The organism is Niallia sp. M35 (genome assembly GCF_050971705.1).
Lineage (GTDB): Bacteria > Bacillota > Bacilli > Bacillales > Cytobacillaceae > Niallia > Niallia circulans_A.
Genome location: NZ_JBPCEP010000002.1, coordinates 49,411 through 66,647 on the forward strand (window position 1 = coordinate 49,411; position 17,237 = coordinate 66,647).

The 17,237-nt window shown below is 34.4% G+C and carries 17 protein-coding genes; 13 read left to right on the plus strand and 4 right to left on the minus strand.

All coding sequences use genetic code 11. From position 1 onward, the window contains the following. Nucleotides 1-53: 53 nt before the first annotated feature. The 4 genes from NiCM35_RS02335 to NiCM35_RS02350 all read left to right on the plus strand — a co-directional run bounded on the left by NiCM35_RS02335 (nt 54) and on the right by NiCM35_RS02350 (nt 3,190). Nucleotides 54-959 carry a fumarylacetoacetate hydrolase family protein gene (locus tag NiCM35_RS02335; protein ID WP_123257225.1) on the plus strand — a complete coding sequence of 302 codons (906 nt, stop codon included), beginning with the start codon at nt 54-56 and terminating at the stop codon, nt 957-959. Between the two features lie 65 nt (nt 960-1,024). After that, nucleotides 1,025-1,363 (plus strand): YisL family protein, encoded by a 339-nt coding sequence (locus NiCM35_RS02340; RefSeq protein WP_095330074.1) that lies wholly within the window; start codon nt 1,025-1,027, stop codon nt 1,361-1,363. Then, nucleotides 1,347-2,543, plus strand: a complete 1,197-nt coding sequence (locus NiCM35_RS02345; RefSeq protein ID WP_123257226.1) for a sensor histidine kinase — start codon at nt 1,347-1,349, stop codon at nt 2,541-2,543. Before NiCM35_RS02340 ends, NiCM35_RS02345 begins: the two co-directional genes overlap by 17 nt. A 2-nt stretch (nt 2,544-2,545) precedes the next feature. Next, nucleotides 2,546-3,190: a response regulator transcription factor gene (locus NiCM35_RS02350; RefSeq protein ID WP_095330072.1), complete on the plus strand. Its 645-nt coding sequence runs from the start codon at nt 2,546-2,548 to the stop codon at nt 3,188-3,190. A 160-nt stretch (nt 3,191-3,350) separates the two neighbouring features. Here NiCM35_RS02350 and NiCM35_RS02355 read toward each other — a convergent pair whose 3' ends face one another. Continuing rightward, nucleotides 3,351-4,190 carry a YitT family protein gene (locus NiCM35_RS02355; RefSeq protein WP_095330071.1) on the minus strand — a complete coding sequence of 280 codons (840 nt, stop codon included), beginning with the start codon at nt 4,188-4,190 and terminating at the stop codon, nt 3,351-3,353. A gap of 356 nt (nt 4,191-4,546) precedes the next feature. Then, entirely contained in the window at nt 4,547-5,875 is a 1,329-nt protein-coding gene (locus NiCM35_RS02360) for a hemolysin family protein (RefSeq protein WP_433778506.1), read from the minus strand. A 214-nt stretch (nt 5,876-6,089) separates the two neighbouring features. Here NiCM35_RS02360 and NiCM35_RS02365 point away from each other — a divergent pair, with 214 nt between their 5' ends. The 7 genes from NiCM35_RS02365 (at nt 6,090) to NiCM35_RS02395 (ending at nt 13,113) form a co-directional block, all read left to right on the plus strand. Further along, a complete protein-coding gene (locus NiCM35_RS02365) occupies nt 6,090-7,022 on the plus strand; it encodes an ABC transporter ATP-binding protein (protein WP_095330069.1) in 933 nt (310 codons plus the stop codon). A gap of 11 nt (nt 7,023-7,033) precedes the next feature. After that, complete coding sequence (locus NiCM35_RS02370; RefSeq protein WP_433778508.1) at nt 7,034-8,290, plus strand: ABC transporter permease; 1,257 nt, start codon at nt 7,034-7,036, stop codon at nt 8,288-8,290. Beyond that, nucleotides 8,287-9,381 carry an ABC transporter permease gene (locus tag NiCM35_RS02375; RefSeq protein ID WP_433778510.1) on the plus strand — a complete coding sequence of 365 codons (1,095 nt, stop codon included), beginning with the start codon at nt 8,287-8,289 and terminating at the stop codon, nt 9,379-9,381. The genes NiCM35_RS02370 and NiCM35_RS02375 overlap by 4 nt, the downstream gene beginning before the upstream one ends. Before the next feature lie 92 nt (nt 9,382-9,473). Then, nucleotides 9,474-9,602 carry a hypothetical protein gene (locus NiCM35_RS02380; RefSeq protein ID WP_268877119.1) on the plus strand — a complete coding sequence of 43 codons (129 nt, stop codon included), beginning with the start codon at nt 9,474-9,476 and terminating at the stop codon, nt 9,600-9,602. Between the two features lie 171 nt (nt 9,603-9,773). Next, complete coding sequence (locus tag NiCM35_RS02385; RefSeq protein WP_235850261.1) at nt 9,774-10,535, plus strand: class I SAM-dependent methyltransferase; 762 nt, start codon at nt 9,774-9,776, stop codon at nt 10,533-10,535. A 179-nt stretch (nt 10,536-10,714) separates the two neighbouring features. Next, nucleotides 10,715-11,497 (plus strand): ABC transporter ATP-binding protein, encoded by a 783-nt coding sequence (locus NiCM35_RS02390; RefSeq protein ID WP_095330123.1) that lies wholly within the window; start codon nt 10,715-10,717, stop codon nt 11,495-11,497. Continuing rightward, complete coding sequence (locus tag NiCM35_RS02395) at nt 11,494-13,113, plus strand: hypothetical protein (protein WP_433778512.1); 1,620 nt, start codon at nt 11,494-11,496, stop codon at nt 13,111-13,113. Before NiCM35_RS02390 ends, NiCM35_RS02395 begins: the two co-directional genes overlap by 4 nt. A 64-nt stretch (nt 13,114-13,177) precedes the next feature. Here NiCM35_RS02395 and NiCM35_RS02400 read toward each other — a convergent pair whose 3' ends face one another. Beyond that, entirely contained in the window at nt 13,178-14,032 is an 855-nt protein-coding gene (locus NiCM35_RS02400) for a MurR/RpiR family transcriptional regulator (RefSeq protein ID WP_095330065.1), read from the minus strand. Between the two features lie 166 nt (nt 14,033-14,198). Between NiCM35_RS02400 and NiCM35_RS02405 the strand changes: the two genes are divergently transcribed. Beyond that, complete coding sequence (locus NiCM35_RS02405; RefSeq protein WP_123257230.1) at nt 14,199-15,215, plus strand: Gfo/Idh/MocA family oxidoreductase; 1,017 nt, start codon at nt 14,199-14,201, stop codon at nt 15,213-15,215. 1 nt (nt 15,216) lies between these two features. Further along, nucleotides 15,217-16,215 carry a Gfo/Idh/MocA family protein gene (locus tag NiCM35_RS02410; RefSeq protein WP_123257231.1) on the plus strand — a complete coding sequence of 333 codons (999 nt, stop codon included), beginning with the start codon at nt 15,217-15,219 and terminating at the stop codon, nt 16,213-16,215. A gap of 113 nt (nt 16,216-16,328) precedes the next feature. On the opposite strand, the gene NiCM35_RS02415 is transcribed toward NiCM35_RS02410, so the two are convergent. Next, nucleotides 16,329-17,231, minus strand: a complete 903-nt coding sequence (locus NiCM35_RS02415) for an ArsR/SmtB family transcription factor (RefSeq protein ID WP_095330063.1) — start codon at nt 17,229-17,231, stop codon at nt 16,329-16,331. Between the last annotated feature and the right edge of the window lie 6 nt (nt 17,232-17,237).

Consider the following 17,237-nt stretch of genomic DNA (forward strand, 5'->3'; position numbering starts at 1 on the left):
AAAGTTTATAATTTTCTTAAATGAGATAGCATGAAAAATGGAGGAGAAGCGAATTGAAATTTGCGACAGTTGCTATAGAGGAAAGAGTTTTGGTGGGGATAGTGGAGAAGAAGGGAATATTATCTTTAAATGATGTAGAGGAAAAACGTTCAGGAAGACGTCCTTATGCAGATGATCTTGTGATATGCCTAGAACAAGAAGATTTTTTAGAGAATGTGAAAGGTTTAATCGAATGGGTGGAAAATCAAAATAATAAAGATAATCTTTTTATACCAATCGAGAAGGCGAAGTTTCTAGCACCTATTCCTAGACCGCGAAAAAATATCTTTTGTGTTGGCAAAAATTATGAAGAACACGCAATAGAAATGGGAAGTAAAGCGGACATTCCTGAGCATGTGATGATTTTTACGAAAGCTCCAACAACGGTTATTGGTCATATGGGGGACATTATGGAACACAAACAAGTAACGGAGCAGCTTGATTATGAAGGGGAACTAGCTGTTATTATTGGGAAAAAAGGAAAAGGAATTGAGAAAGAGAAGGCATTGGATTACATATTTGGCTATACGATCTTAAATGATATCACCGCTAGAGATCTACAGAAGAAGCATAAGCAATTTTTCATTGGAAAAAGCTTAGACACGACGGCGCCAATTGGACCATGGATTGTAACAAAGGATAAAATTCCTAATCCGAATGAATTAAATATTATTACTAAAGTAAATGGAGAAATAAGACAACAATCTAATACAAAGCATTTTATTTTTCCGATCGAGGAAATAATAAGTGTATTATCTAAAGGGATGACATTAGAACCTGGAGATATTATTGCCACAGGAACGCCTGCTGGAGTTGGGAAAGGATTTAACCCGCCACGCTTCTTAAAGGCTGGGGATAGCATTGAAATATCAGTGGAAGGCATTGGTACATTGATAAATCAAGTGGTAGCTGAGGAATAATGAGTCGAAAATAGAGCGATTAAAGCGATCTATGTTAAAATAATGGAGAAAAGGAGGGGATATATATGAGTTCAACAGATGCTCATGTACTGACATGGATTATCGGGCTAATTCTATTTGCCTTGTCATTCGGTTTACATAAAGCAGGAAAAGAAAAAGGAAGTAAAATCGTACATATGGTGTTACGGGTAGTGTATATTCTGATTATTGGTTCTGGAATTGGCCTACTTGCCAAAACAGGGATGGATTTCATGCATACAATTAAGATGCTTGTAGGCATTTGGGTTATCGGTATGCTTGAAATGGTACTTATTCGCACTAAAAAATCCGAAAATACAAAAACACTATGGATTTTATTGGTAGTTTCTTTTGCGCTTGTGTTAGTGATTGGATACAGCATTTAATAGAAACGAGCTTGTAGAAGAGATATCTTTTACAAGCTTTTTTATAAAAGAAGATCAAGGAGAAAAGGGAGAAACAATGAAGGACTTTTCGATAAAAATAGTGGTTCTGATTTTTTTATGTTTGGGCGCTTTATATCAGGCATATAACATTGATGCTTGGCATTTTGCTATGCACTTATTTCTATTTTCAATTATTATAGGATTCTATTTTCTCGTTCCTGTATTTAAAAGAAAAAGCATACCGTTTCTTGCTATCGTTGTTATGCTTGAATTAATCCTGTTTACAGTAGGAAGAGAGTTATATAGCTATCTATTACTAATGCTTTTGTATTTTATGATAGTAATGAGTAGGTATATATCAACCAATTTATTTCGGATTGTTATTAGCTTGTTTCTTATAATAAATGCTGCAACAGTTATTATAATTTCTCCCTATTTAGCTTTGATTTGGATAAGTTTTCTCCTGTTAATCTCCTATTTACTTATACATGCAAATGAACTGGAGGAGGATTATCGTCAAATAAGAAATACATATGAATCTTTACTAAATGATTATCGTATACAGAAAAGACAATCTTACTATAATGAGCATGCAGCAAGAGTGGAGGAGAGAAATTTAATTGCCAGACAGATGCATGATTCCGTCGGTCATAAATTGACTGCTTTAATGATGCAAATCGAACAATTTTGGATTAAGGAGAAAAAGGATCAATATTTAACTTTGAAAAATATGACAGCTGACAGCTTAGAAGAAACAAGAAAAGCAGTACGTCTTTTACAAGTAGAAGAGCCAAGAGGAATTGCTTCTATTATTACGCTGATAAAAAAATTGGAAAGTGAAAACAATATTCACGTCCATTTTACAACAAAGCAGGGGGTACTCCAAGCAAACCTGAGTAATAAACAAAGTGCTGTTCTCTATCGATCCGTACAGGAAGGTATCACCAATGCAATGAAGTATGGAAGTTCGAAAGCTGTCCATATTACACTAGGTGTTTCCCCGATTGGGCATTTGACATTTGAAATCAGAAATCCTTATATTCATAAGCATCCCTTTCATTATGGTTTTGGTTTAGAAAATATGAAAAAAAGAATAGAAGAAAGACATGGGAAATTAGAGGTTCTTCAATCAAATGGAGAATTTATCCTGCAAGGAAATATTCCTGTTGGGGAGGAATGAAGATGATTCGCGTGTTAATTGCGGAGGATCAAGCAATTGTTAGAAATGGCTTAAAGATGATTATTGAACAAGAAGAAGACATCAAGGTGGTTGCTGAAGCGGAAAATGGAAAAGAAGTGTTGCTTTTATTAGAAAAAACAATCGTTGATATTGTTTTAATGGATATTCGTATGCCAATTATGGATGGAATGGAAGCAACGAAACAAATTCGTCAGCAATTTCCACATATAAAAATACTTATCCTCACTACTTTTAATGATGAGGACTACGCAATAAAAGCATTCCAAGAAGGAGCAAATGGTTTTCTGCTAAAAACGACAGATAATACTACTTTAGTAAATAGTATCAAAAGTTGTTTGTCGGGTGGCATGTCGATACATGATCAAGTTGCCGCAAAATTAATGCCAAAGCTGTTAAAAAAAGAGAACATGCCTGAGAAAGAACGGGATCAGACGGTTGTGTTAACAACACGGGAAATTGAAATCCTCAAAAAAATAGGCCAAGGGAAAACAAATAAAGAAATTTCCCGTGAGTTATTATTATCTGTTGGAACGATTAAAAATCACATCACTCAAATTCTAGCAAAATTAGAATTAAGAGATCGAACGCAATTGGCTATATATGCGGTGCGGAATGATTATATTTGATCTCCTTGCCTGCTAAGTAATAGGAAAGCGAAGTGGAGTCATTTGCGGCTGCTTTCTTTTAACCTTCTTTTTTGAAATCAAAACCCAAACGATTATACAAGAGGTTTATTAACATTTCTGTATAATGGTTCGGGTTTATATGCTGACTGAAATAGCCTCATTATGCTTTAGAAAGGTGAATAAACCCTTCGCCAAAGACGTCTCTTACATCATGAATGGTAATAAAAGCATCCTCATCTGTTTGTTTTACTATTTTCTTTAGTTTTACAACTTCTTGTTTATTAATAATAATATAGAGTATTTCCTTGTTCTCTTTTGTATAGTAGCCATGACCTGATAGTACAGTAACGCCACGGTTTAATTGTTCGTTTACTTGATCCGCAATTTCAGCAGGATGATTGGAAATAATCGTGACTGCCTTCTTCGGATTAACTCCTTCTATCACAAATTCCATCACCTTTGTTCCCACATAGAGCATAATAATTGTCAGCATCACACCTTCTGCCTTTATTAGGAAGAAGGAGGCGAAAACAACAAGGAGATCAAAAAACAGTAAGCCATAACTAATACTCCAGCCGAGATATTTATTGGTTAGTCTTGCTAGAATAGTCGAGCCAGCTGTTGTCCCGCCTACTCTTATAATTAATCCAATTCCAACTCCGGCAAATACACCGCCGAAAATAACATTAACAAATAATTCGTCAGAATGGATCGACCATGTCTCTGTTAGATGCAAAAATAAAGAGTTGAAAAAAACAGCAATAATGGTATAAATAATCATTTGTTTATTTAAGAATTTATAACCGATTATAAGCAGAATGGTGTTTAAAGCAAAGTTGACGATACCTGGAGACCATTGAAATAAGTAATAAGCTATAATGGCTAACCCGGTTACTCCTCCTTCTCCCAAATCATTAGGAATAACAAATAAATTGACAGCTAATGCAAAAAGGAAGGCTCCAAAAATAATCACTAGGATATCCTTTCCGTATTTTTTCATGAAAAAAACCTCCAATAATAACAGAAACTTAATGCAAACTATTACCAGTATAATAAAGAGAGAGCCTAATTCAAAGGAAAAGTTTTAGAAGTGATTAGATTTAGTTACTCAATTGGATAAATGTTGGTATAAAAGGGATAGCTGCGGAACATATGGAGAAGGGAGTTTAAATGGCGCTGTAATCTTTGTAAAAGACACCATGAAATAGAGAGTAGGCGAAAGACAGGGGTTTTCATGTAGTCTAATAGAAAGAGAAGTATATTCAGCCTGTGGGGATAATCACAGATATTTATATTTATGGCTGGGAAACTTATGTCCCAGCCAAAACATAAATTTAAGTCAGTTCATTGGAAAACTTATGTTTCTAAAGAAGTATTTGATGGGAACTGCTCTTCGATTATTTTTGTAACCTTCACTTGGCTGATTCTGCGGTCCACAATTTCCTTGACTTGAAATTCGAAATTGTTAAAGAGGATGGTTGGTTTTTCATTCTCGTTAGGAATATAGCCAATCTTGCTGATGAGAAAACCACTCAATGTATCATAAATTTCTATCGGCAAGGTAATTTTCAATAATTCTTGCACATCATCTAGACTGATAGTCCCTTGCAATAAATAGGTATGTTCCCCGATAATCTTAATCTCAGGAGGGTTTGGTTCATCATATTCATCAAAAATATTGCCGACGATTTCTTCCACTAAATCCTCCATTGTCACAATACCGTCTGTTCCACCGTATTCATCAACGACAATTGCGAAAAGGACATTATTTTTTTGCATCTGGATAAATAGTTCATCAATTCTTTTTGATTCTAATACAAAATATGGTTCGCGAATAATCTTACTTAGTTGAAAAGAGGTCTCTTCTTTCCCCATATATGCTAAAAGATCTTTAGAATGGAGGATACCGATAATATTATCCATATTTCCCTCATATACGGGATAGCGAGTATACATTTCACGATTCACAAGAGTAGCTATCTCTTTTAACGTATAATGGGAAGGAATAGCTACCATATTAGAGCGATGGGTCATAATATCTGTGACATCTTTATTATCCAATTCAAAAATATTATGTATCATCATTCGCTCATCTTCATCAATACTTCCTCTTTCATTTCCTACATCTATCATCATTTTTATATCTTCTTCTGTTACTTCCTCCTCTTCATCATCTGGACGAACGCCGAAAAGCCGTGCAACTAAATTAGTAGAGAAAGTTAAGAACGCGACAAATGGTGCTGTTATTTTAGAAAGCATTGTTAGAGGACTTGCAGCGAACATCGCAATTCCCTCTGCTTTCTTCAAAGCAACTCGTTTAGGAACTAACTCACCAAAAACAAGCGTGAAATAAGATAATAACAGTGTAATAATAATGACGGAAATAGAATCAAGCAAACCTTTAGAGAGAGGAATCCCCATCCTTAAAAATAACTCTGTTAAGTGACCAGAAAAGCTGTCCGCGGCAAAGGCACTGGCTAGAAATCCTGCTAAAGTAATTCCAATTTGGATTGTCGCCAGAAATTTACTCGGCTCTGACAGCAATTTATGGACTATTATAGCCTTCTTATGACCTGTGTCAGCCATATGTTTAATTTTATTGTCATTTAAGGAAATGAGCGCAATTTCTGCTGCAGCAAAGAAAGCGTTTAAAGCAATTAAGATGACCAGAACTAAAATGCCCAAATCTTTCAGCTCCTTTCCGATGAGTATCTTTTATTTGTTTTACCCTTTTTAAACGAAAGTATGCTTGTTAATAAGCAGCAGCTTATTGCATTAGCATAAAAAGAAATGACTGTAGTAAATGACTATAGTCATTTTATTTTTGGAAAAAAATGACCTTTAGGTATAGGAATGGAAGAGTCTTTTCTTTATTCTGTATATAGAAAGGATGATTGCCTTGTTAGAAATAATGAATTTATCTAAATCATTTAAAGGGAAGCAAGTTGTGAATTCTGTCAATTTATATTTAGAGCGTGGAGAAATTGTAGGCTTACTTGGACCGAATGGTGCAGGTAAATCTACAACAATATCTATGATATCTTCTTTGGTTTCTCCTCAAGAGGGGGACGTACGTTTAAATAATGAAAGTATTTTAAAAACACCGCAGGCTTTACGGAAGGTTCTTGGAGTAGTACCACAAGAACTTGCTGTTTATATGGATTTATCTGCTCGAGAAAACTTACTATTTTTCGGTAAAATGCATCGTATTCCTAAAAAAATTTTACAGAAGAGAGTAGATGAAGTTCTTGAAATAATTGGTTTAAAAGAACGGGAAAAGGATTTGGTCAAAACCTTCTCAGGCGGAATGAAACGAAGATTAAATATTGGTGTTGCTTTAATCCATGAACCAGAAATTATTATTATGGATGAACCAACTGTTGGAATTGATCCACAATCCAGAAATTATATTTTAGAAACAGTAAAAAGACTAAATAAGGAAAAGCAAATGACAGTTCTTTATACAAGTCATTATATGGAAGAAGTAGAGTTTCTTTGTAATCGAATTTATATTATGGACCATGGTGAAATCATTGCTTCGGGAACGAAGGAGGATATTAAAAATATTCTTTCGGCAGAAACAGCCATTAACATTAAGGTGGAAATCGTCAAACATGAATTTACAGAAGCCCTCCGTCATCTTGAAAGCATTAAGAATATCTCGATTCAACAATCAGTGATTACGGTTATTGTACCAAGGGAAGTGAATTTGTTAAAAGATATATTGCGGATTGCCGAAGAACAGAAGACAAATGTACTCTCTGTAAATATTGAGGCGCCTACTTTAGAAGATGTGTTCTTGCATTTAACAGGCCGTCAATTAAGAGATTAGGAGGATTCCAGATGCTTTGGCAAATGATAAAAAAAGAATTATTACTGATTTGGAGAAGACCCCGAGAGCTGGTTGTCTTGTTGTTAATGCCATTTGTGCTTATCACGATTCTTGGCAGCGCATTAGGAGCTTTGGATAATGATAGCGAAGTGGAAGTAAAAGCGAAGCTAGCTGTGGTGGTAGAGGATCAAGAACAGCAAGCCCAACAAGAAATAATAGAAAAAATAAACCAGTCTCCTTTAAGCAATCAAGAGAAAAATGCAAAAATAGCGCATATTCAGGCTCTGCAGCCGATAGCTACATTTATGAAAGCAGTCGGGGGAAGTCCTGATTTGAAGAAATTCCTTTCCGTTACGGAATATAATGACCGGACCAAAGTAAAGGAAAAGGATTTTGACGGTGTATTATTGATTCCCGAAGGATTTACTTCTGACTTTTATACGAATTTTTTAGAGGAAGAAGCCGATCTTCCATCGTGGATAATAAAGACAAAAAACCAAGAGTCCCTTCAGGCAACTATTATTGAGGATATTTTGGCGAATTATCAAAAAGAGTGGACGTATCTAAAGACAGCCCAAGATCTTCAAATTGATTATTCAACATTAGTTAGCGAAAAAGCAAATGGACAAATCAAAAATATCGAAAAGAAAAAGGAAATCAGCGCTTTTGCTTATTATGGAGTGGGCATGTCTGTGATGTTTGTATTCTATATATCTACAACGGTAGCAGGCTTTGCGTATCAGCAAAAAGAAGAGCTTTTGTATGAACGTATCTTACTAGCAAATGTTCCGAAAATCATGTTTTTTGCTGGTATTTTTATCTCAGCCTTTATTCTGTCTTTTTTACAGCAGACCATTCTGTTTAGCTTAATAGCATTAATTTATGGAGTCGTCTTTTCTAGTATGATAAATCAATTAATTGTTATTTTAACGGTAAATCTAATGGCAGCAGCATTTGCTACTATAGCAACTGCAATTTCCTTTGCTGCTAAGTCACGAAATGTGGAAAGTATTTTTTCTTCTTTAATTGTCCCTATTCTTGCGTTTATTGGCGGCAGCTTTTTTAATGTTAGTGCGATTGGTGGATTTATGGAAACATTAGGCGAATATTCTCCAGGAGGAGCAGCACTTACTGCCTATTTAAAAGCATATCAAGGCTACCCATTGGTGGATTTATGGAGCCATCTTAAAGCAATCCTCCTATTTTCTCTTGCTTTGCTGTTGATTAGTGGGATTACCTTGAAAACAAGAGGAGGGGTTCGCCGATGAATGCAATTTTATGGGGGAAATGTAAGAAATTTATCAGACAGCCGGGTGGATTTATTATAACCTCCTTCATTTGTATCGTTTTTGCTTATTTAGTTGGAATCTCCTCTTTCACAAAAGTAGAAGTGCCAGTTTATACAGAACACTCGGAGAAAACAACTGATATTCTAGAATTTTTAAATCAAAGTGAAAGTTATTCGTTTGTTATGTATACAGAAAAAGAAGTAAAGGAACAGTTAGCAAAAGGAAAAACAGATATGGGAGTGGCGATAAATCCAGATACTTATACTATGTTTCGAGTAGCTGATACGTCCAATGTATTAATGGTTCAAAATTATCTTCAAACCTATTATGCGAATATGCTTAAGGAAAAGGCGCTGATCAATGAAGCAGCGGATAAAGAAGAAGCTAAAAGGGTGCTTGCACATAATAAAGAGACACCAATTATACCTGTTGAAACAGAACAAACATTAACGGAAAAGGAAGCAAGCTATAATCAATCGCTCCAGTCGCTCTTTGGGTTTACTTTATTCTTTTGTATTTTTACCGTTTCCTTTACTGTTATTGAAATTCTAAGAGATAAACAAAATGGAATATGGGATCGATTTATCTTATCCTCTACTTCCAAAGCACAAATATATTTGGGGCATTTATTATTTAGTTTTTTAATAGGTTATGTCCAAATAATCATTATTTTTCTTCTTTTTAAGTATGGATTAAATATTGATTTTAATGGAAATTTCCATCTGGTATTTGTTCTAATCATTCCATATTTGTACGCTATTGTAGCATTGACTATTCTCTTAACAGGTCTTGTGAAAACACCAAGCCAGTTTAATGCCTTCATTCCGTTGGTATCTGTGAGCTTTGCGATGCTAGGCGGAGCCTACTGGCCAATCGAAATTGTTACATCCAAAATAATGATTTTGTTATCTAAAGTTGTTCCTATTACTTATGGAATGGAACTATTAAAAAAAGGTGTTATCGACAGTGCTTCTTGGAATGATATCATGGTTCCAGCAGGGATTCTTTGTTTGATGGGAACAATTATGCTAGGTATTGGTATTCAGCTTATAGAAAAAAGACATGTATAAGAAAATATAAAGTGGAATATTTCGAAAAAATAAAAAATAGTGTATAATAAAGGAAAAAGATTTCCAAGTTTAGGAAGAGGGAGCTGGAACAGTTGATCCGAAAAATAGTGAAAGGCTATTTATATGTTGTAGTTCTTCCTTTGACATTTTTAATCTCTGTTATTTTTGAGCCGAGTGGAAATCTTGTTTGGTTAACAAATGACACCATTAGAGATTTGTAGGGCTTAATGGTAGTTGATAAGCTTCTGATAGTCTTTATAGAGATTAACAGAAGGAATAAAGGAGAAAATATGAGATTATGAAATCGCTGGAACATGAAATATAAAACCATTATTGTAGAGGACCTCCTCCCTATTCTTTATTGAAAAATAAAAAATAGGGAGGAATAAAAAGTGAAAGATATTAATTTTCATAGGTATTTAGAGGAAATAAACGAGAAGTTTTCAGGATGGGACTTTTCTAGCATTTATGATACAGGCAGAATCCAAAACAGCATGATTTCTTGGTCTTACGGGAGCAAAGTGATTTCTGCGATGCAGGAGGCCACAGCTGTATTGGATATGGGAACGGGGGGAGGAGAGTTTCTTTCTTTATTGAAAGGCTATTTTCCAAGTACCATTTATGCGACTGAAGGGTATAAGCCGAACGTACCGATTGCCAAAAAGAAGCTAGAGCCTTTAGGAGTGAGAGTGATGGAAGTGGTTGATGATAATGAATTGCCATTTCCCGATAATCATTTTGATTTAATCATTAATAGACATGAGTCTTACTCCGAGAAAGAAGTGAAAAGAATTTTAAAGCCAAAAGGTATTTTTCTTACCCAGCAAGTTGGAGGTTTAGATTGCAAGGAAATAAATGACTGGTTTGAAGTTCCGCTCAATCCTGAATTTAAAGAGTGGAAACTTTCCATTGCTCTCAACCAGTTTCCTAATGCTGAATGGGAGGTTCTGGAGCACCAGGAGGAGTTTCCTGTCCAGCGTTTCTATGACTTGGGCGCACTTATTTATTATTTGAAGGCGATACCTTGGCAAGTTCCTGATTTTAGTGTGGAAAAGTACCAAAATGAACTCTATCGTTTGCATCAGTACATCGAAAAAAACGGCTTTTTTGATGCCAGCCAATCTCGTTTTTATCTAAAGATGAGAAAGAAATAACATAAGAACTATACGAGAAACTCAGTTAATACCTAAAAGGTTTAGCTGAGTTTTTTTAGTTTTTCTAAAAAAAGGAAAATTTATTACAAGGAGAATGGAGAAATGTTACAATAAAAGAAGGATTAATTCTTTTTTTTGTAAATTGGAACAATTATGAAAAGGGAGGGGAGTTAGTGGCTGTGGAAGAAATCATTACGATAAAAGGACTATGGAAAAACTATGGTGCAAAGGAAGTTTTAAAAGGAATAGATCTTCATGTTTCTCGAGGGGAGATTATTGGATATATTGGACCAAATGGGGCTGGGAAAAGTACCACTGTTAAGATTCTTCTTGGGATTGAAACGTATGTCAAAGGGGAAGTAAAACTTTTTGGTAAGGAGATTAACCAAAATTCTATCGAATATAAACGGAGAATTGGTTATGTGCCAGAGATAGCAGAGGTTTATGATAATTTAACTGCATATGAGTATTTAACCTTTATTGGTCAATTGTATGGGATGAAGGTTGAATTTGTTGATCAAAAAGCCCAAAAGTTAATGGAACTCTTTGGAATTGGGGAGGTCTATCATTCAAGAATATCTTCTTATTCAAAAGGAATGCGGCAAAAACTACTAATTATTTCTAGCGTTTTGCATAATCCGGATATTTTATTTCTAGATGAACCCATCAATGGGCTTGATGCCAATAGTGTGATGATATTTAAAGAAATTCTTGCACAGCTGGCATCCTCTGGCAAAACAATCTTTTATTCTTCGCATATTATGGATGTGGTAGAAAAGATAAGCAGTCGGATTATTTTATTAAATGACGGAAAGGTTGTAGTAGATGGAAGCTTTAAAGAGCTGCAGGCACAAAATCAACAAGGTAGTTTAGAAGGTATCTTTAACCAACTTACAGGCTTTTATAATCATAGAGAAATAGGTGAATCCTTTGTGTCTGTTGTGCAAGAGGTGCAGACATGACAGATTATAAGGTATTAAAACTTCTTGATCACTTTAAAGCTTTTTTTCTGAAAATAGGCATCGATTATGAGGTGTTAAGAGCCATTTTGCAAGTAAAGCTTATAATGGATCAACGGAAGCTGCCAACTATCTTTTCACAATCCATTCAAAAGAAAGAAAAAAAAGAGGATAAATACGCCTATATCAAATCTTTGTGGTTATATGCCTTAATGGGATTAATTCTTATTCCCTTTATGGCTTTCGGGGATAATTATCTTTTTCAAATGAGTATCTCTTTTGGAATCATTTTATTTCTTGTTATGACCTCTATGATTTCCGATTTTTCTGCTGTCTTATTAGATGTTCGCGATAAGCATGTTGTCCATTCGAAGCCAGTTAATAGAAAAACCATTAATGCAGCGAAAGTGTTGCATATAATGATTTATTTGTCACAACTAACGATTGCCATAACGCTTGTTCCGCTAATGGTAAGTTTGATCAAACAAGGAATCGTCTTTTTTCTATTAACCATTCTTCTTCTTGTGTTAGCCAATTTATTTATTGTTGTTATGACAGCATTATTATATTTGGCTATTTTGCGTTTTTTTGATGGGGAAAAGTTAAAAGATGTTATTAACTATGTGCAGATCGGTCTATCTATCATGATTATGATAGGGTATCAGATTGTAATTCGAAGCTTTGAATTTGTTGATTTAAATATTATTTATGAAGTGCATTGGTGGCATCTATTCATTGTTCCTATGTGGTTTGCAGGACCGTATGAATGGGTTTTGAACGGAAATACGGAAATGATGATGATCCTTCTTGCGACAATCGCCTTTGTTTTACCGATCCTCGCTATTATTATTTATGGAAGGCTAGTTCCTGTTTTTGAGAAAAGTTTAGAAAAATTAACAAGTCAAAGTAAGGCGAGAAAAAGAAAGATATTGAAGATTAAAGAGTGGGTATTATCGTTATATATAAAAAGCAGGGAAGAAAAAGCCTTTTATCATTTCACAGAGCAAATGATCAGCCAGGAAAGAGATTTTAAGCTAAAGGTTTATCCGTCAATCGGTTTTTCGATCGTTATTCCCTTTTTATTTCTTTATAGTGGAACGAATTTGGAGGATATCGATTTTTCCACGAGTTCGGCTTATTTAACGATTTATTTTACCATGATTAATATCCCAACAATTATTTTTATGTTGAGGTTTTCCGGAAAATATAAAGGGGCTTGGATTTTTACTATTCTCCCCGTCGCTGACTTTTCTGCGTATTATAAAGGTTCATTAAAAGCAGTCATTAGCAAATTATATTTACCTATTTATTTTTTATTAAGCTTTGTGTTTTTATTTCTGTTTGGAATAAGAATTATTCCTGATTTGCTAGTAGTCTTTCTATCTGCTTTCTTTTATGCTATTGTTTGTAATTTGTTATTAGATAAACAAATCCCTTTTTCACTGTCTTTTGAATCAGGTGGAAATCAACAAAGCTGGAGATTATTCCTTCTGCTCATTCCATTGCCGATTTTAGCAGGTATCCATTATATCAGTAGTACTTTTCCTTATGGTGTATATATTTACGCTCTGTTGCTTTTCTTTGTAAATCTTTTATTTTGGAAGAAATGGAAGCCTTAGCAGACAGTGTCGTTTTTAAATCCCCTAGTTTAACTATATTTAGACTAAGGGATTTTCTTATATTTTAAAAAGAAAAGCGATCTATTAATTCCGTACTTTTTCTTTGATGCTCTCTGTTCTGTGTGTAATTTATTTGATACAAGCTGGAAAATAAGACATTAAGTACATAATCAATGGATACTTGTGATGCAAAGGTAGCGATTTTGTCTGTTTCTTTCTTTTCTAAAGCTGGTATGGTTAAAACAACATCTGCCATTTTGGCTAATTTACTTTCAGGAAAGGCGGTTAACAATAAAATCGGCACCTTTCTTTCTTTTAATATACGAGCAGCAATGAAGTCCTCATTTGATTTAGCTTCATAAGTAATAAAAAAGGCGCAGTCATTTCTTTCAATGTTAACAGTGTTGTTGGCAAATTCATTACGGGCCGTTGCGATTATGGCATATTTATTTATCTTCAAAAGTTTATTTTGGAAACTTTCGGCCCGAATTTGCGAATCTCCTACAGCATACATAAAGATGCGGTTTGAATTGTATAGATACTTAGTCATTTTAAAAAGGGATTTTTCCTTTAAGAGCTCATAGCTTTCTTTGATGGCCTGTTGCGTTAAATACATCATATCCTGGCTGATTTTCATAAGAGAAGCATCATCCTCAAATGGGATATTCGGATTAATTTCAGATAAAACATGGTTTTTTTGCTCGATCGATTTAACAAGCATAATTTTAAAATCTTTAAAGCCCTTCATTCCTAACTTTTGTGCAAAGCGAATGATAGAAGTATGAGAAGTAAATGTTTTTTGTGCTAACTCTTGGATTGTCATTCTCTCAATTAAGTTAGCATTCTCCAAAATATATTTTGCAATATTTTTTTCTGCTGCTGTATAATCCGTTCTATTGGCAATTTGTTTTAGCAACAAATCGGCTCACCCCTTTAAAATTGAACATTTTGTTCATTAAATCAGCTTAATTTCAGATGGAAGCTTGAACATTTTATCCTAAATCCATTAATGCAAAAGCTTTACATGGAATTCTCTGTTATTCCATCCTATAATAATCCCATTAAGGAAAAAAGGAGTGCCTTTTATGCTAACAATTGGATACATAGGAAATGGCAAAAGTACAAATCGGTATCATCTTCCTTTTACTTTACAAAGAGACCATATTAAGGTGAAAACAATTTATCGTAGAAACCCAGCTCGCGATACATGGAAGAAATATAAACATATTCATTATACTACGGATTTAAACGAGATACTCAATGATCAAGAGATTCAATTAATCGTAGTAACAACATCTCATGACTCTCATTATGCATTTGCTAAGTTAGCTTTAGATCATAATAAACATGTGCTAGTGGAAAAGCCATTTATGATGTCGGTAGAAGAAGCCGAAGAAATATTCTTATATGCAAAAGAAAAAGGACTTGTTGTTCAATGCTATCAAAACCGCCGTTATGATTCAGATTTTCTGACAACAAAAAAAGTGATAGAGAGTGGTAAATTAGGAGATTTATTAGAAGTAGAATTGAATTATGACTATTATCGACCAGAAGTGCCAGAATCAGTCCAGGTTTATAATAATTATCGTAGCTTTATGTACGGACATGGTACCCATACGATCGACCAGGTCATATCTTATTTTGGAAAACCGCAGCATGTTCATTATGATGTAAGACAATTACTAGGACAAGGACGAATGAATGACTATTTTGACTTAGATTTTTATTATGATCAGTTAAAGGTTTCGATTAAGTCAAGTTACTTCCGTCTAAAAGAAAGACCAAGCTTTGTTGTTTACGGTAAGAAGGGAAGCTTCATTAAACATTCGAAAGATAGACAAGAGGAACATTTAAAACTTTTCTATATGCCTGATGGAGAGAGTTTTGGGATAGACCAACCAGAACATTATGGTACCCTAACTTATATAGATGAGAATGGAGATTACCATGAAGAAAAAGTTGTATCAAAGGCAGGGGATTATGGGCGAGTGTATGATGGAATGTATAATACAATCATCCATGGGGAAGAAAAAATAATAAAAGATGAGGAAACGCTATTACAATTGGCAATTTTAGAAGCGGGAATGAAGGGATGTAAATAAAATGAAACTTGGAATAGTGGGAGCAGGAAAGATTGTTCAAGATTTATTACCTATGTTTAAATCTATTCCACAAATTGACTTGATGGCGATTTTTGGAAGACCTAATAAAAAGGGATTTTTGTTAGACTTACAAAAGGAATATCTTATAAACAAAATATATGTTGATTATAAAGAGATGCTTGCAGATACTGATATAGATGTCGTTTATATAGCATTGCCTAATCAGCTTCATTATTCCTATACAAAACAAGCTTTAGAAGCCAGAAAACATGTGATTTGTGAGAAGCCTTTTACCTCTAATTTAAAGGAATTGCAGGAATTAGAAAAGATTGCCCAAAGGAATGATCTTTATTTAATAGAAGCAATTACTAATCAATATAGAGGAAATTTTTTACAAATAAAAGAGTTACTTCCTAAGTTAGGAGATATCAAGGTGGTAGAAGCAAATTATTCTCAGTACTCCTCACGTTATGATGCTTTTAAAGAGGGAGACATTTTACCAGCTTTTAATCCAGAGATGTCAGGTGGCGCCTTGATGGATATTAACAGTTACAATATTCATTTCGTTGTTGGATTATTTGGAAAACCAATGGCGGTGCAGTATTATCCCAATTTGTCACGAGGGATTGATACCTCTGGAGTCTTAGTTTTAGAGTATGAGCGATTTAAAGCGGTATGTATAGGTTCTAAAGATAGCAGGGGAGCATCATTTGCGACTATTCAAGGCGATAATGGCTTTTTGACAGTTGATGGGCCTGTTAACAGCATAGATTCATTTACTATCAGCAATGCAAGTAATGGAGAAGAGAAGATAAATAAAAATGAGCATAAACATCGAATGTATGAAGAATTTGTTGCATTTGAAAAAATAATACGCGAGAAAAACAAAAGTGAAATGCTAAAAAGACTAGAACATAGTCTTCAAGTGATGGAGATTCTTACAATGGCAAGAAAAAAGGCAGGAATCATTTTTGCTGCCGATAAAGGGATAAACGAATAGGCTTGAAAGAAAGTCTTCTATTAATAGAGGACTTTTTTAATTGGGAAGGAAGCAACGAGGAAGGTAAGGGAAACAAGTGACTGTTTCCCAATGCATTAAAGTAAGTCCTTCTCTTATAAATAATAGACTTTGAAAATAATGTCCTGTGGGTGATTTCCGAATTTCTTCCCAAAAATAGTGGCACCTCCAACATATTCAGCATCTTCTTTCACTTCAATTCGAAATGTCCAGCGATCACAATTGTCATCCAATTCATTGATGGTAACTGCGGATATTGGATCTCCATCAATATATGTACCATGGTTTGTAATTCGCAGTGTTTTAAGAAGCCCGTATTGATTTAGATTATGCGGCCACCATTCAGGTGTAAGTTTACCTCGTGTATCTGCAAAGTCTCCAGGACTTCTCCAGGTTCCAAGTTCTAATCCATTTAGTGAAAAGGTAATATCAGAAGGCCAATTATCATTAGAAAATGGAAATTCTGAACACACTTCTAAACTAATTTCAAATTGCTGGATTTTTTCTTCCTTTTTTAAAAAGTTTGGGATGGTGTATTGGATAAAGCCTTGAGTAAACCACAAAATTTCTGCTTCCACTCTTTTTGGATCCATAAAGAGTTTTGGTTCATCTACTCTGCCAATAAAATCCTTTTCAGAAGCTAATCCACAGGTTGGTTTTAAATCATAATCTGTGTAATGACCAATTGGAACAGAGGTTTCGTAAGAAGCAAAAGAATGATAGATTTTCTTTGGAAAATTGATTTCGATGTGGTCTACTTTTAACATGGAAATTTTTTGTAATCCGGACTTTCCTGGAATCTTTTCAGTCTTTATTAGACCTGCATCTTCTAATTTTTTTACATGCTTTGTTACAATTGCACTGCTGATGCCCAATTCTTTGGCAAGCTCTTTTATATTCATTTTATTTTTAGACAGTAACTGAATAATTGTCATTCGAACTTCACTTGCTAAAGCTTCGTACACGACTAAAGAGGATTTATCGATCCCCAATTGCATATAGAC